The sequence below is a fragment of the Amycolatopsis japonica genome (genome assembly GCF_000732925.1).
Taxonomy (GTDB): domain Bacteria; phylum Actinomycetota; class Actinomycetes; order Mycobacteriales; family Pseudonocardiaceae; genus Amycolatopsis; species Amycolatopsis japonica.
The window spans coordinates 7,811,675-7,826,457 of sequence record NZ_CP008953.1; the positions used below are offsets into that span (position 1 = coordinate 7,811,675).

Consider the following 14,783-nt stretch of genomic DNA (forward strand, 5'->3'; position numbering starts at 1 on the left):
CGCGAGGACTTGGAAAGATTAGCAAGTCCTCGCGCGGGCCTGAAACAGGGGGGTACGTTACCGCGAAACCTCAGGTCAGCAGGGTAAGGACGGTCTCGGAGTGGCGTCCGGGCGAACGCGCCGTGCGGGCCTGCAGCCACGCCTCGAGGCGGTCCTCCGGCAGCGGCCGCGAGATGAGGTAGCCCTGGGCGACGTCACAGCCCATCGCTTCGAGCTGATCCCGCGCGACGTCCTCCTCGACACCCTCCGCCACGACCGTGAGGCCGAGCGAGTGGCCCAGCTCGACGATGGAGCGCACGACGGCGAGGTCGCCGAGGTCGGTGCCCATGCCGAGGACGAAGCTCTTGTCGATCTTGACCTGGTCGACCGGGAGCTGCCGCAGGTACGCCAGCGACGAGTAGCCGGTGCCGAAGTCATCGACGGCGAGCACGATGCCTAGCGAGTGCAGCTCCCGCAGGATCGGCAGCGCCTTCTGCGGGTCGGACATCACACCGGACTCGGTCAGCTCGAAGGTGAGCAGCTCGGGCGGGATGCCGAAGCGGTCGAGCTCGCGCGCGACCTTCGTCGGGAAGTCCTCGTCGGCCAGGTTCCGCACGGACAGGTTCACCGCGGCGGAGATGCGCAGGCCCTCGTCGAGCCACTTGCGCACGCGCTTCAACGACTCTTCGAGCACGAACGACGTCAGGACGCCGATGAGGCCGGCGGCTTCGATCGCCGGGACGAACTCGTCCGGGCCGAGCCTGCCGAACTCCGGGTGAACCCAGCGCACGAGCGCCTCGACACCTTGGATCTGCCGGTTCGGCAAGGTGATCTTCGGCTGGTAGTGGACGCTCAGCTGGCCTTCTTCGAGCGACTGCCGGAACTGCGTGACCATCTGGAACCGGCGCATGAAGATCTGGCCCATGCTGGCCATGTAGCCACGGACCTCTTCGCCGCCCTTGGTCGCGCGGACGGCGACGTCGGCGCGCTGCAGGAGCCCGTCGACGTCGACCTGCTCGTCGTCTTCCGCCGAAGAGGTGGCGTAGCCGATCATCGCGTTGGCTTCGACGGAGAGCCGGTCGACCGGGTACGGGGCGACGAGTTCCGCGCGAAGCAGTTCCGCGGCGGCCTGGGCGCGTTCCGGCGCGCAGCCGACGAGGAGTGCCGCGAACGACGCGCCTTCGAGCCTGGCGAGCGGGACGTCGGGGCCGAGCGCGTCGCGGATCCGGCGGCCCGCGGCGATGACCATCCGGTCGGCCCACACGTAGCCGAGTGCGTCGCTGACGGTGGAGAAGACATCCAAATCGACCCGGAGCACGACCGCGTCGACCTGTTCCCGCAACGGCTCCTTGGCGACCTGGCGGAAGCCCGGCCGGTTGAGCAGACCGGTCAGCGGGTCGTGGTACGCGTCGTGGCGCAGGGTCGCGAGCAGGCGCCGGTTGTCCAGCGACGTCGCGAGGTGGCTGGCCATCGTGCCGAGCAGCTGGACGTCGTACTTGCCGAACCCACGCCAGCGGCTCAGCCTGTCGTGCGCTTCGACGACGCCGAGGAGCTGGTTCGCGCTGCGCAGCGGGACGACCAGCGCCTCCTGCGCGCCGCGGTCGAGCAACGCGGAGCGGACGTCGGGATTGGCTTCGGTGATCCGGAAGTGGCGGACGTGCGCGCCGGGCAGGCGCAGCAGCGGGTCGTCGGCGGCCGGGTCGACGGGCGGCAGTTCGTCGCCCGCGACGACCATCCGCATGGTGTCCTTCGGCTCCAGTCGAAGCCTCAGCACGACGCGGCCGGCGGCGAGCTGGTCCTTGATGCGTTCGGCGATGGTCGCCCACTCACGGACATCGACACCACCGACGAGTTCGTCCGCGCGCCCCGCGGGCCGTGCGGCGGCCTGCTGACCGGACCGCGCGACCATCAGGCTGACGTCGGACAACGCTTCCATGTCGCGTTGCTCGCGCAGCAGATCCGAGTACGCCCAGTACAACGCGGTGAGCCCGAGGAACACGGCGAGCACGAGCGGCCAGGCCTTCGGCGTCCCGGAAATGACCAAATAACCGGAAAGACCGACCGAGGCGTTGACGAAGCCGACGACGAGGATGCGGCCGGTCAGCCGGATCGCGGTGCTGACGCGCATGCGGCGGCGCAGCACGCGGACGGCGGCGAGCGCGAGCAGCGTGCTGACCAGCGGCGCGGTCAAAGTCCCGGCCAGCGCGGCGATCCAGGTCATGTCGTGGGCGCCGGAGGCCTGTTTCACCAGTCCTGCCACGGCGAACGCGCCGGTGATCTCCAGCAGGAAGGCGCCGGCGTTGTAGAGCACGCGTCCGGCGACCTTGCGGGCAAGCAAGGTCCCGATCCCCGCCGCGAGATGCGCGGCGAGCACGACTTCGAAGGGAGCGACGAAGAAACCGATGACCAGCGGGATCTCGGTGAACGAGATCGTCCACGAGATGCCGCTGCGGACGTCGACGTTGATGCCGAGCTGTTCGGCGAGCAGGAACGCGAGGGCGAGGATCGGCCCGATCCACAACAGATCGTCCGAAGCCTCGAAGTCCAGCCAAAGGCTGACCGCGGCCGCGGCGGCGATGCCCATGGTGAGTACCGCGAAGGTGTAGACGCGGAACCGTCGCTCGTCGGTACGAGCCTCCGTAACGGCGCCTCCCTTGCCCGCTGTCGCCTGTGCGGCGCTCCCGGGCCTGCCGTTCGTGTCCGGCATCCGACCTTCCTTCCCGGCTGCCCAACCGGTCTTGTCCTACCGCGACCTCGGGGACGAGGGCAATACAGTACCCCGGAGGGCGTACCCAAGTCCCATTCGAGACAGTATGAGATCACCCCAGGGTTAACAATGGGCGCGTCGCGCTGACCTGCGTGGACCAAGGGGTGAAATGGGAGCGTTATTCGCGTTCCTTCCGACTACCGGAAGTCACCTGGCGCCACGCTCCGGCCAATCTCGTGAAGTTCCCGGCGGACCCGTCAGTAGGGGCTTGAATAGCCCTATGAATAGCCACGCCATCGCCGCCGGGCACGCCGAGCGGCTCGCCACCGTGGACGCCCTGCTCCCCGAAATGCCTGCACTGGAGCCTGTCGAGGGCTCCGTGTCACTCTCCGCGACGGCAGGCGACTCGGCCGCCGCCGGATTGTCGGTACGGACCGAGGCGGGCCCCGATTCCGTTGACTCTCCGTGGCGGGCCCTCGTCGAGCATCGCCTCGAAGCCCGCCTCACCGGACCCCGCCCGGAAGCCGCCCTCGACGCATTACTCACCCGATGGGATGAACATCTGAAGACCGTGGCCCCACCTGGGGATGTCGAGACGGCGGCGACCGTGGTGCGGCCAAGCCGGGACTCCCCCGGCTCGGCCGAATTGCTGCGTCGCGGCTTCGCGCCGGTGCTGGTGATCGCGGTCCGCCCGGCCGACCGGCTCGCCGTGACCGGACCGCCCGCCACTCCCGGGGTGCACATCCGGCCCGCCGAAGCGGATGATCTCGAAACCGCCGTCGGACTCGAACTGGAATTGCAGCGTTATGACGCGCAGTTCGGTTCTGTCACTTTGCGCGAGGGCGCGGAGGAAACGATCACGGCGGACCTGTCGAAACAGTTGGGCCGGGAAAATCCGACGTTGTGGATCGCCGAGCTGTACGGCCGTCCGCTGGGCATGGTGCGGGTGCAGTTCCCCGGCGACACGGCGTGGATCCGCGGCCGGGTCGCGGCCGAGAAGGTCGGCTACCTGTCGTCGCTGGCGGTGGCGGAACAGGCGCGGTCGAGCGGGGTGGGGACGGCGCTCGCCGCGCACGCGCACCAGGTCTTCGACGAATGCGGCACCGACGCCGTGCTGCTGCACCACGCGCTGGCCAATCCGCGCTCGACGCCGTTCTGGTACGCGCAGGGCTATCGGCCGCTCTGGACGTACTGGCAGCGGCGACCCGCGGTGCCTTGATCCGGATAGGCTCGTTCTCGTGAAGAGGGACGATGACGCGGCCCCGGTGGCGCCGACCGGGGTCGACACCGAAAAGCCGTCCGCGGCGAGGATCTACGACTGGTTCCTCGGCGGGACCCACAACTGGGCGGTCGACCGCGAGTTCGCCCGCGCGCTGGAAAAGCAGTGGCGCTGGGTCAAACCGGGCGCGCGGCACAACCGCGAGTTCATGAACCGCGTCGTGCGCGCGGCGCTGGGCGCGGGGATCCGGCAGTTCATCGATCTGGGGTCCGGTGTCCCGACGGCCGGGAACGTGCACGAGATCGTGCAGGAAGAACTGGAGCCGGGCGAGACGGCGAAGGTCGTGTACGTCGACTACGAGCCGGTGGCGGTGGCGCACGCGGAGCTGATCCTCGAACGCCACGAGGCGACCGACTGGGCGGGGATCGTGCATGCGGACATGCGGCGGCCGAAGGACGTCCTGCGGCATCCGGAGACGCTGCGGCTGATCGACTTCGACCAGCCGGTGTGCCTGATGATGATGGCCGTCCTGCATTTCGCCGGCCCGCACGACGATCCGCCCGCGCTGGTCGCGACGTACCGGAACGCGCTCGCGCCGGGCAGCTGGCTGGGGCTGTCGCATATGAGCTTCGGCGGCCAGACCGGCGAGGACGCCGACGGGCTGCACTGGATGGTCGAGCAGTACCGGAAGACGAGCAACCCGGTGTGGATGCGGGACCGCGAAGAGATCGAGCCGCTCTTCGGGGACTGGCCGCTGCTGGAGCCCGGCGTCGTCCACTTGCCCGACTGGCGGCCCGTGCGGGAGCTGCGGCGGGACGAGGAAGGCGCCCGCCCGTTCGCCTGGTGCGGTGTCTCGGTGCACCCCTGACCTCCGACCTCTCGCCGGTTCGCGTCGCGTTTAGGGGGCTAAAGGCGACGCGTACCGAGCAGAGGTCGGATGTCAGCCGAAGCGGCAGACGAGGGCACCTGCGTACTGGTTGTAGTCCCCCTTGGCGGCGAACATGACACCGCCGGCCCAGAAGAACTCGTAAAACGCGATCAGCGAGATTCCTTTGGTCTTGGGGTCGTCGTCCATCTGATAGGTCCCGACGACCGTCAGGGCACCATCGGCGGGCTTGACCCGGACGACCTGCTGAGGGCCTTCGTCGTCGTCCGGCGGCGCGACCTCCGCGATGATCTCGCCGTTGTCGACGGCGACGGGGGCCATGAAGCGATCCCCCTCGGCCGCGGGCGTCTCCCATTTCTTCTCACCGTTCTTCAGATCGAAGGCGACGATGCTGCTCGGCAGCGCGGGCGCGACTCCGGTGACGGTCACGAGCAGGCCGTCCGTCACCAGAGCGCGCATCCTGCTGTGCAGGCTGCCGGACGCGTCGTCACCGTTGAAGTCCATCTGCGGCCTGGCAAGCCCCGTCTCGTAGTTTCCCGCTTCGACCCTGGCCGTCGGCGTGAACGTGTCGTCCAGCATCAGGTAGGCGCTCTCGTCGTCGGCATCGTCCAGGAAGATGACCGGCGGCGTGGTGCTGACCCACGCGGGGACGATCGTGGTGGTGGGAATCGGCTTCACCAAGGTCTTCTCCTTGGTGACGGCCCCTGCGACATCGACGGCGACGATCGCGAGATCGAACTCCGGGTAACTGTTCAGGCAGGTCACCAGGAGCGCGACAGCCCGCCCCTGGGGCATGGCGTCCTTGGCGCGACAGTGCAAGCCCTTCTCCGGTGTATCGGGCGGCGTCGGCTTCGACCATTTCGTCCGTCCGGTCGCCACTTCGAGACCGGCCATGCCGAAGGACTGCGTGACCACGACGGTGTCTTCGATGATCTCCAACGAAGCGCTTTTCGCCGGCTTGTCGTCGTACTGCGGCGTCTTGAACGGTTGCTGCCAGACGAACGAGCCCATCCCGAAGTCGAGCAGGGCCGCGACCGCGCAGCCACCGCCGTAGGCCACGGCGACACGGTTCTGGACGACCGCGGTGCCGGCACCGCAAAAGACCCCTTCCGGCGGCTTGATCCGCCACCGGAGGGCGCCGTCCGCCTGGGCGTAGGCGCTGACATGTTCGTCGTTGAGGACTACGAAGAGATCGCCGGCGGTCCACGCCGCCACGCCTTCGTCGTACGACGGCATGTCCGCCGCGCCGTGCCGCCATTTCGATGCCGCCTGGGCGGCGCCGTTCGCGCCCACCGCCATCGGCGTGCCGTCGATCGTCGTCCGGCCGACGACGACCGCCGCGGTCGTGATCGCAACGGCGGCGGCGATCGTGAAAACGATCAGAAGGATCCAAGGCCGTCGGTCCGGCGTCCCCTGCTGCACGTCACCCCTCCCCAGGTCGTCACAGTGCGCGCACGGGACGCTACCAGTGCGATGATCGCCGACGGCGAACAACGAAGGGAAACAAACGGGTCGATAGGAGAGTTGAGCTAGACAGACTCAACTAACCGAGGAGTGCACAGATGACCGACAACCGCCTCCTGCCCGTCCTCCCGCTCGATGACGACGTCGTGCTGCCGGGCATGATCGTCCCGCTCGACCTCGCCGACACGGAGACGCGCGCCGCGGTGGAGTCCGCCCAGGCCAATACGCCTGCCCAGGCTTCCTTCCCGGGGATCCGGTCCAGCGCCGCCACCAAGGCCGAGGTGCTGATCGTCCCCCGCGTCCACGGCGAATACGCCGAACTCGGCACCATCGCGACCGTCGAACGCATCGGGCGCGTGCCCGGCGGCAAGACCGCGGTGCTGTTGCGCGGTACCCGCCGCGCCGTCGTCGGCCGCATCGCCGACGGTCCCGGCGCCGCTCGCTGGGTCCACGCCGAGGTCGCCACCGAGACCACCGACGACAACTCCGCGAAGCTCGCGTCCGAGTACAAGAGCGTCGTCCTCGCGATCCTCCAGCAGCGTGGCGGCTGGCAGATGATCGACGCCGTCCAGGAGGTCGAAGACCCGTCCGCGCTCGCCGACCTCGCGGGCAACTCGTCGTACCTGAACACCGAGCAGAAGCTCGAACTGCTCACCGCGCTCGACGTTTCGGCACGGCTGGAAAAGGCCCTCGAGTGGAGCCGCGAGCAGCTGGCCGAACTCGAGGTCACCGACACCATCCGCAAGGACGTCCAGGAGGGCATGGAGAAGCAGCAGAAGGAGTTCCTGCTGCGCCGCCAGCTCGAAGCGATCCGCAAGGAGCTGGGCGAGCTCGACGGAACGGCCAACGACGACGACTACCGCGCCCGCGTCGAGGCCGCCGAGCTGCCGGACGCGGTCAAGAAGGCCGCACTGTCCGAAGTGGACAAACTGGAGCGCACCTCCGACCAGTCCCCCGAGGGCGGCTGGATCCGCACCTGGCTGGACACGGTCCTCGAACTGCCGTGGAACGAGCGCACCACCGACGTCCACGACATCGCCGCCGCGCGCGACATCCTCGACGCCGACCACGCCGGCCTCGACGATGTGAAGGAACGCATCATCGAGTACCTGGCCGTGCGCAAGCGTCGTGCGGAGTCGGGGCTCGGCCCGGTCGGCGGACGGCGTTCGGGCGCGGTGCTCGCGCTCGCCGGTCCTCCGGGGGTCGGCAAGACGTCGCTCGGCGAGTCCGTGGCGAAGGCGATGGGCCGCAAGTTCGTCCGCGTCGCGCTCGGCGGCATCCGTGACGAGGCGGAGATCCGCGGTCACCGCCGCACGTACGTCGGCGCGCTGCCCGGCCGGATCGTCCGCGCCATCAAGGAAGCGGGTTCGATGAACCCGGTCGTGCTGCTCGACGAGATCGACAAGGTCGGCGCCGACTACCGCGGCGATCCGACGGCGGCGTTGCTGGAGGTGCTGGATCCGGAGCAGAACCACACGTTCCGCGACCACTACCTCGAGGTCGAGCTGGACCTGTCCGACGTCGTGTTCCTCGCGACGGCGAACGCGCTCGAGACCATTCCCGGCCCGCTGCTGGACCGGATGGAGCTGGTCACCCTCGACGGCTACACCGAGCACGAGAAGGTCACCATCGCCCGCGATCACTTGCTCCCCCGCGAGCTGGAGCGCGCCGGTCTCGGCAAGGACGACGTCACGCTGACCGACGGCGCGTTCAGCCGCATCGCCGCCGAGTACACGCGGGAGGCCGGGGTGCGCAACGCGAACCGGACCATCGCGAAGGTACTGCGCAAGGTGGCGACCAAGGTCGCGCTGGACGAGGTCGCGCTGCCGCTGACGATCGACGCCGAGGGGCTGGAGACCTACCTCGGCCGTCCGCGGCACCTGCCGGAGTCCTCGCTGCCCGCATCGACCCAGCGCACGTCGACCCCGGGGGTGGCCACCGGGCTGGCGGTGACCGGCGCCGGCGGTGACGTCCTCTACATCGAGGCGTCGCTGGCGGATCCGGAGTCCGGCTCCACCGGGCTTCAGCTGACCGGCCAGCTGGGCGAGGTGATGAAGGAATCGGTGCAGATCGCGTTGTCGTACCTGCGTTCGCACGGCGCTGAGCTGGAACTCCCGGTCGGCGACCTGAAGGACCGCGGCATCCACGTGCACGTCCCCGCGGGCGCGGTGCCCAAGGACGGGCCGAGCGCCGGCATCACGATGACGACCGCGCTGGCGTCCCTGCTTTCGGGCCGGGTCGTGAAGTCGGACGTCGCGATGACCGGTGAGGTGTCGCTGACCGGGCGCGTGCTGCCGATCGGCGGGGTCAAGCAGAAGCTGCTGGCCGCGCACCGGGCCGGGATGAAGACGGTGATCATCCCGCAGCGCAACGAGCCCGATCTGGACGACGTCCCGGCCGAAGTGCTGGCCCAGCTGGACGTCCACGCCGTGGCGAACGTCCGCGACGTGCTGGACATCGCGCTGGCCCCGGCGACGGCTCCGGTCGCCCATGCGGCGTAACGGCGCGAGGCCGAAGCCCCGGATCCTCTCGTGGGTCCGGGGCTTTCGGCTTGCCGAGATCCGGACGAACCCGGACATTGACTCGCCTTAAACTCCCTATCACGTTTTGATAACGTACATTGCGTGCCACCCAGCCGGGGTGCGTGATCCTTGAGAGGGCAAGGTCATGAGTCAAGGAATTCTTTCCCCGTTGCGGCCGAGGCGAAGGTGCGTTTCGGCCGGTCAGATCGTCTGTCTGAGCATTCTCACCGGATTCACCGCGACGCTGACCTTCGCCGGCACCAGCGCCACTATCGCCGCGGGGATCGCCATCACCCCGTTCGGCGTCGTTCTCCGTCACCCCGCGCCTGCCAAGGCACCCCGGTGAACACGGAAACGGAGTTCATGGCGCGGCTGCGCGAACTCCGTGACCGAAGCGGCCTCAGCATCCGCGCGCTGGCCGCCGCGACCGGTTGGTCCCGCAGCACCTTGGCCGATCTGTTGGCGCGGAACACCTTGCCCGGCAACGAAAACCAGATGCGAGTCCTGTTGCACGCCCTGCTCCGGACGGTCCCCGACGAGCGCGGGGTCGACGAGTATCTCACCGACTGGCGTCACCTGATCGGACGTCGCCACCACCGCAATGGCGGATGCGCACCGCTCGACCGGATACTCGTCGCCCTGGAAATCGCGGCACAGCGCGGCGGCTCCGAAGCGCCGGGCCTACGCAAAGCGAAAGAAATAGTGCTGCACGAAGGTTCCCTACGAAAGTTCCCTCCTCGCGGTGAATACGCCGCGAATTCACCTGGATGTCCCGTTCCGCCCGTACTCTCCGACCCGCTCCATCCCGCACCACCACATCAGCGGATGTCTCGGAGGCACGAGTGAAGCGACGGAATTTCCTGCGCGCGGCCGTGGTCGGCGCCGGTGTCACGGCGTTCGGCAACAGGCTCTCGGGAGCGGCTCTCGCCGCGCCCGCCCAGAACGGCCCCAGCCCGTACGGCGCGCTCCAGGCCGCCGACGCGAACGGGATCCAACTGCCGGCGGGATTCACCAGCCGTGTCATCGCCAGGTCCGGCCAGAAGGTCGCGAGCACCGGGTACACCTGGCACAGTGCCCCGGACGGCGGCGCGGTGTTCGCCGACGGCAGCGGCTGGATCTACGTGTCTAACTCGGAGATCACCCCCGGCGGGGGCGCGAGCGCGGTCAAGTTCGACGCGAGCGGGAACATCACCGGCGCCCACCGCATCCTTGCGAACACGCGCCAGAACTGTGCGGGCGGCAAGACTCCTTGGAACACCTGGCTTTCCTGCGAGGAGACCGACCTCGGGTTCGTCTACGAATGCCAGCCGAACGGCCCGGCCACGGCCGCCGTCCAGCGGCCCGCGATGGGGAAGTTCAAGCACGAGGCCGCGGCGGCCGACCCGGTGCGCAAGGTCGTCTACCTGACCGAAGACACCTCCGACGGCTGCTTCTACCGCTTCGTCCCGACGACCTGGGGCGACCTCTCCGCCGGGACGTTGCAGGTGCTCAAGGCGGGCACGGCGACTTCCGGCAGCTTCACCTGGGCGAACGTGCCCGACCCCGACGGCTCCCCCACCGCCACCCGCAACCAGGTGTCCGGTGCGAAGCGGTTCAACGGCGGCGAAGGACTGCACTACGCCAACGACACCGCGTGGTTCACCACCAAGGGCGACAACCGCGTCTGGCAGCTCAACCTGACGAACAGCACCTACGAGCTGGCCTACGACGACTCGCTGGTCAGCCCCGGCTCGGCCCCGCTGACGGGTGTCGACAACGTCACCGGGACCTCGTCGGGTGACCTGTACGTCGCCGAAGACGGCGGCAACATGGAGATCTGCATCATCACGCCGAACGACATCGTGGCCCCCTTCCTGCGGATCAACGGCCAGAGCTCGTCGGAGATCTGCGGCCCCGCGTTCACTCCGGCGGGAAACCGGCTGTACTTCTCCTCGCAACGCGGTACCTCCGGTTCGTCCTCGGGCGGGATCACCTACGAGGTGACCGGCCCCTTCCGTTCCTGAAAACCGGCGTGCGGGGGCGTCGACGGCCCGGCGCCCCCCGCACGGCTCAGGCGTTGGTGCGGTTCTTCTCCCGCAACCGGTTCACCACGAAGAGGGTCAGGGCGATCGCGACGGCGGCGATCACGAAGTACTGGAAGAACCCGGCGTATTCCTCGACAAGATGCCAGCTCTCCCCGAGGGCGTAGCCCGCCAGGACGAACACCGTGTTCCAGATCAGGCTGCCCAGCGTGGTCAGGGTCAGGAACCGCCAGAACGGCATGCGTTCGATTCCGGCGGGCAGGGAGATGAGGCTGCGGAAGATCGGCACCATCCTGCCGAAGAACACCGCCTTGGTGCCGTGTTTCTTGAACCAGGCTTCGGTCTTGTCGAAGTCGGACGCCTTGACCAGCGGGATCTTCGCCATCCAGCGCCGTGTTCGGTCGCGGCCCAGCAGCAGGCCGAGGTAGTACACGATGATCGCGCCCGCGACCGAGCCGAACGTCGTCCACACCAGTGCCTCCATCAGCGTGAACGTGCCCTGACTGGCCGAGAACCCGGCCAGCGGGAGCACCAGTTCGCTGGGGATCGGCGGGAAGAGGTTGTCCAGGCCGACGATGATCGCGGCTCCAGGACCGCCCAGCGCGTCCATCAGTGACACCGCCCAGCCGGCGAGTCCTCCCATCGGTTCACTGGCGGTTTGGGCGAGGAGGAGGTTCATGGCGGCCTTTCGTGGTCGTCTGCGGATGTCAACGAACGTACGAATCGCCCGGGTTCCGCACACTGGGGTGAAGCGGCACAAATCACTGCGGTAAACCGCAGTACCGATCTCCGGCTACCCCGCTAACCTCGCGTTATGCCCATTCCGCCCGCGATGCGCCGCTTCCTGCGCAGAGCACTCCGCGGCACACTCGGTCTGGCGATCGGCGCCATGACCGCGGTCGCGGAGTGCTTCTATGTGCTCTTCGGCGGCCTCGCGCTCACGGTTCCCGCGCTACGGCAGCCTGTCCTGGCCGGTGCGCGTGTGCTGTCCGAAGTGGAACGGCGACGGCTGGAGAAGTACTTCGGCGAAGAGAACGCCACGAACTACACAGATCGCCGTGCGATGGCCTACCTCGTCCCGCGGTGCGTCATCGGACTGCTCTGCGCCGCGATCTTCGTCCTGATCCTGCTGGGCGCCGGATCCGGGGTGATCATCGCCGCTCAGCTCTTCGAGGGTCAGTCACCCGGAGGAGGAGCACCGGCCGACTGGTACGACCCGGTCACCACAGTCCTCTTCGGCGGGTTGCTCGTTTTCCTTGCCTTGCAAGGACTTATCGGAGCCGCGACGCTGGACGCCAGGCTGGCGAAGCGCTTTTTCGGCCCCAGCAGAAGCGAACAGTTGCGCCGGCGGCTCTCCGAACTCACGACCAGCCGGGCGGAAGTGGTCGAGGCGGTCAACGGTGAGCGCCGCCGGATCGAACGGGACCTGCACGACGGCGTCCAGCAGCGGCTCGTCGCGCTCGGGATGCTGCTCGGCCGGGCCCGTCGCGCGACCGACCCGGAACACGCGTCGGATCTGCTCCGGCAAGCGCACGAGGAATCCCAGCGCGCCCTGGTGGACCTGCGAGAGGTCTCGTGGCGGGTGTATCCGATCGCGCTGGATTCGGACGGACTGCATCCCGCGCTGGAGGCGCTGGCGGAACGCTCGGGCATCCCGGTCCACCTGCGGGTCGACCTGCCGCAACGGCCACCGGCGGCCATCGAGACCGTCGTCTACTTCGTCGCTTCCGAGGCGGTCACCAATACGATCAAGCACGCCGCGGCGACGCGGATCGACATCGACGTGGAGCGGGACGGGGGCAGGGTGCGGGTACGGATCACCGATGACGGCACGGGCGGAGCAAGGGAGTCGGGCGGCGGGCTTTCCGGCCTCGCGATGCGCGTCGCGGCGGCGGACGGACGGTTCACAGTGGACAGTCCGCTCGGCGGCCCGACCGTGGTGACCGCGGTGCTGCCGTGCGGGTGATCCTCGCGGAGGACTCGACCCTCCTGCGCGAAGGGCTGGTCCGGCTGCTGATCGAAGAGGGACACGAGGTCGTGGCGTCGGTCGGCGACGGCGACGCGCTCCTCTCGACGACGGCCGCCTACCGGCCGGATGTGATCGTCACCGATGTCCGGATGCCGCCGACCCACACCGACGAGGGCCTTCGCGCGGCGCTCGAGATCCGGAAACGCTGGCCGGAGATCGGGGTACTGGTGCTCTCGCAGTACGTCGAGAAGCGCTACGCCACCGAACTGATCACCGGTGACAGCGAACGCGTCGGTTATCTCCTGAAGGACAGGGTCGCCCAGGTGGGCGAATTTCTGGACGCGCTCGAACGGGTCGCCGCGGGCGGTGCCGCGTTCGATCCGGAGGTGGTGCGACGGCTGCTCGCGCGGACCACGCACACCGATCCGCTCGCGAAACTGACCGTCCGCGAACGTGAAGTGCTGGAGAAAATGGCGCAGGGGCACACGAATCCCGGAATCGCCGAATCGTTGTTCATCTCGCTGAGCGCTGTCGAGAAGCACGTGAACGCCCTCTTCGACAAGCTCGAACTGGCCAGCACCGCCGGCTACAGCCGTCGCGTCCTGGCCATCCTCCGCTACCTCGGGTCCTGACCCCGAGTTGACAGGCAAGTGGCGGCTTGCCTATAACTGAGTCGTGGACGGCGACCTGTTCAAGGCGATCGGCGACGCGACACGACGCACCATCCTGGACGAGCTGACCGAAAAGGACGGTCAGACCCTGTTCGAGATCTGCGGCAGGCTGACCATGAAGCATGGCTCGACCTCGTCACGGCAGGCCATCTCGCAGCATCTCGCGATGCTCGAACAGGCGGGCCTGGTGCGCACCCGGCGACAGGGCCGCTACAAGTTCCACCACATCGACACGAGCCCACTGCGGTCGATCGTCGAGCGGTGGCCCATCGACCGAGAGGAACCGAACCCGTGATCCGGATCAACATCACCAGCGTCTTCGTCGACGACCAGGCGAAGGCCCTCGACTTCTACACCGAAAAACTGGGGTTCATCAAGAAGAACGACGTACCCGCCGGGGACGCCCGCTGGCTCACCGTCGTCTCCCCGGCCAATCCCGACGGCGTCGAACTACTGCTGGAACCGGACGGGCACCCCGCGGCGAAGCCGTTCAAGAAGGCGCTGGCCGACGACGGCATCCCCTTCACCCAGTTCGCCGTCGACGACGTGTACACCGAGGTCGAGCGCCTCAAGGGGCTCGGCGTCGAGTTCACGCAGGACGCCGTGGACATGGGCCCCGTGGTCACCGCCGTCTTCGACGACACCTGCGGCAACCTGATCCAGCTCGCCACGATGAAGTAGACCCGGCGAGGCGAAGCGGGGCTTGGCCCACTGTGGACCAAGCCCCGCTTTGACGTTTCCCTACTGCTGCACCCACTCCACGAGCTCCACGGGCACGCCGTTCGGGTCGGTGACCATGAAGAGACGCTCTCCCCACGGTTCTTCCCGCAGCGGCAACGTGATCTCGACACCTTCGTCGCGCAGGCGCTTCTCCTCGGCCTCGAGGTTCTCGACCGTGAAGGCCACGATCACGCCGGACGCGCGCTGCTGCCGCAGGTTCTCCGGCAAGACCTCGATCCCCGCCTGAAGCAGGACGATGCTCACCTTCGCGGTTTCGTGCCCGAGGGAGACGAAACCCTCCGCGGCCATCTGCTCGGTGAAGCCGAAGTGCTCGGTGAAGAAACGGCTGGACGCGGTGACGTCGTCGACGGTCAACGAGATGGTGGAGGCAAGGACGTTCATGGGCTATCCCCTTCGGTCGGCGTTGAGTTTTCGGATGAGCTGAGCGGTCAGTACGACCGGCGGCGCGGGACGCCGATCGAGCGGCGCACCGGCATCGAGCGGCCGGGGAACGGCTGCTGATGACGGCGGTCGTTCCGGCGGACCTGGGCGCGGTTGGTGCCTTCGTTGCCTTGGGGGATTCGAGCGGTCAAGGAGCCTCTTCTCTCATGGTCGGTAGTACGGA

15 protein-coding genes are annotated in these 14,783 nt (G+C 68.3%); 10 read left to right on the forward strand and 5 right to left on the reverse strand.

What is annotated here, in order from left to right; translation table 11 throughout:
• Positions 1 to 70: 70 nt before the first annotated feature.
• Positions 71 to 2,686: a putative bifunctional diguanylate cyclase/phosphodiesterase gene (locus AJAP_RS36105; RefSeq protein ID WP_038519907.1), complete on the reverse strand. Its 2,616-nt coding sequence runs from the start codon at positions 2,684 to 2,686 to the stop codon at positions 71 to 73.
• Positions 2,687 to 2,966: 280 nt separating this feature from the next.
• Between AJAP_RS36105 and AJAP_RS36110 the strand changes: the two genes are divergently transcribed.
• Together AJAP_RS36110 and AJAP_RS36115 are read left to right on the forward strand one after the other, a co-directional pair.
• On the forward strand, positions 2,967 to 3,905 hold the full coding sequence (locus AJAP_RS36110; protein WP_038519910.1) for a GNAT family N-acetyltransferase: 939 nt from the start codon (positions 2,967 to 2,969) through the stop codon (positions 3,903 to 3,905).
• A gap of 19 nt (positions 3,906 to 3,924) precedes the next feature.
• Positions 3,925 to 4,773 (forward strand): SAM-dependent methyltransferase, encoded by an 849-nt coding sequence (locus AJAP_RS36115; protein ID WP_038519913.1) that lies wholly within the window; start codon positions 3,925 to 3,927, stop codon positions 4,771 to 4,773.
• Between the two features lie 72 nt (positions 4,774 to 4,845).
• Here the strand turns inward: AJAP_RS36115 and AJAP_RS36120 are convergent, their stop codons facing one another.
• Entirely contained in the window at positions 4,846 to 6,213 is a 1,368-nt protein-coding gene (locus tag AJAP_RS36120; RefSeq protein WP_038519916.1) for an outer membrane protein assembly factor BamB family protein, read from the reverse strand.
• Between the two features lie 140 nt (positions 6,214 to 6,353).
• On the opposite strand from AJAP_RS36120, the gene lon reads away from it, so the two are divergent.
• The 4 genes from lon (at position 6,354) to AJAP_RS36135 (ending at position 10,780) form a co-directional block, all read left to right on the forward strand.
• Positions 6,354 to 8,756, forward strand: a complete 2,403-nt coding sequence (lon, locus tag AJAP_RS36125) for an endopeptidase La (RefSeq protein ID WP_038519919.1) — start codon at positions 6,354 to 6,356, stop codon at positions 8,754 to 8,756.
• A 166-nt stretch (positions 8,757 to 8,922) separates the two neighbouring features.
• Complete coding sequence (locus tag AJAP_RS43280; RefSeq protein WP_084098442.1) at positions 8,923 to 9,123, forward strand: hypothetical protein; 201 nt, start codon at positions 8,923 to 8,925, stop codon at positions 9,121 to 9,123.
• Positions 9,124 to 9,140: 17 nt separating this feature from the next.
• Positions 9,141 to 9,623 carry a helix-turn-helix domain-containing protein gene (locus AJAP_RS36130; protein WP_038519921.1) on the forward strand — a complete coding sequence of 161 codons (483 nt, stop codon included), beginning with the start codon at positions 9,141 to 9,143 and terminating at the stop codon, positions 9,621 to 9,623.
• A complete protein-coding gene (locus AJAP_RS36135) occupies positions 9,620 to 10,780 on the forward strand; it encodes an alkaline phosphatase PhoX (protein ID WP_038519924.1) in 1,161 nt (386 codons plus the stop codon). The genes AJAP_RS36130 and AJAP_RS36135 overlap by 4 nt, the downstream gene beginning before the upstream one ends.
• A 46-nt stretch (positions 10,781 to 10,826) precedes the next feature.
• Here AJAP_RS36135 and AJAP_RS36140 read toward each other — a convergent pair whose 3' ends face one another.
• Positions 10,827 to 11,477, reverse strand: a complete 651-nt coding sequence (locus tag AJAP_RS36140; protein ID WP_038519927.1) for a DedA family protein — start codon at positions 11,475 to 11,477, stop codon at positions 10,827 to 10,829.
• A gap of 153 nt (positions 11,478 to 11,630) precedes the next feature.
• Between AJAP_RS36140 and AJAP_RS36145 the strand changes: the two genes are divergently transcribed.
• From AJAP_RS36145 to AJAP_RS36160, 4 genes are read left to right on the forward strand one after another with little or no spacing between them, the layout of a single operon-like run.
• Complete coding sequence (locus tag AJAP_RS36145; RefSeq protein ID WP_038524512.1) at positions 11,631 to 12,764, forward strand: sensor histidine kinase; 1,134 nt, start codon at positions 11,631 to 11,633, stop codon at positions 12,762 to 12,764.
• Positions 12,755 to 13,399 (forward strand): response regulator, encoded by a 645-nt coding sequence (locus tag AJAP_RS36150; protein WP_038519929.1) that lies wholly within the window; start codon positions 12,755 to 12,757, stop codon positions 13,397 to 13,399. Before AJAP_RS36145 ends, AJAP_RS36150 begins: the two co-directional genes overlap by 10 nt.
• A gap of 43 nt (positions 13,400 to 13,442) precedes the next feature.
• Complete coding sequence (locus AJAP_RS36155; protein ID WP_038519931.1) at positions 13,443 to 13,733, forward strand: ArsR/SmtB family transcription factor; 291 nt, start codon at positions 13,443 to 13,445, stop codon at positions 13,731 to 13,733.
• Positions 13,730 to 14,119, forward strand: coding sequence for a VOC family protein (locus AJAP_RS36160; protein WP_038519934.1), 390 nt, complete (start codon positions 13,730 to 13,732; stop codon positions 14,117 to 14,119). Before AJAP_RS36155 ends, AJAP_RS36160 begins: the two co-directional genes overlap by 4 nt.
• Before the next feature lie 60 nt (positions 14,120 to 14,179).
• Here the strand turns inward: AJAP_RS36160 and AJAP_RS36165 are convergent, their stop codons facing one another.
• Positions 14,180 to 14,560 (reverse strand): VOC family protein, encoded by a 381-nt coding sequence (locus AJAP_RS36165; RefSeq protein WP_037332786.1) that lies wholly within the window; start codon positions 14,558 to 14,560, stop codon positions 14,180 to 14,182.
• A gap of 47 nt (positions 14,561 to 14,607) precedes the next feature.
• On the reverse strand, positions 14,608 to 14,751 hold the full coding sequence (locus AJAP_RS44190) for a hypothetical protein (protein WP_158073309.1): 144 nt from the start codon (positions 14,749 to 14,751) through the stop codon (positions 14,608 to 14,610).
• Between the last annotated feature and the right edge of the window lie 32 nt (positions 14,752 to 14,783).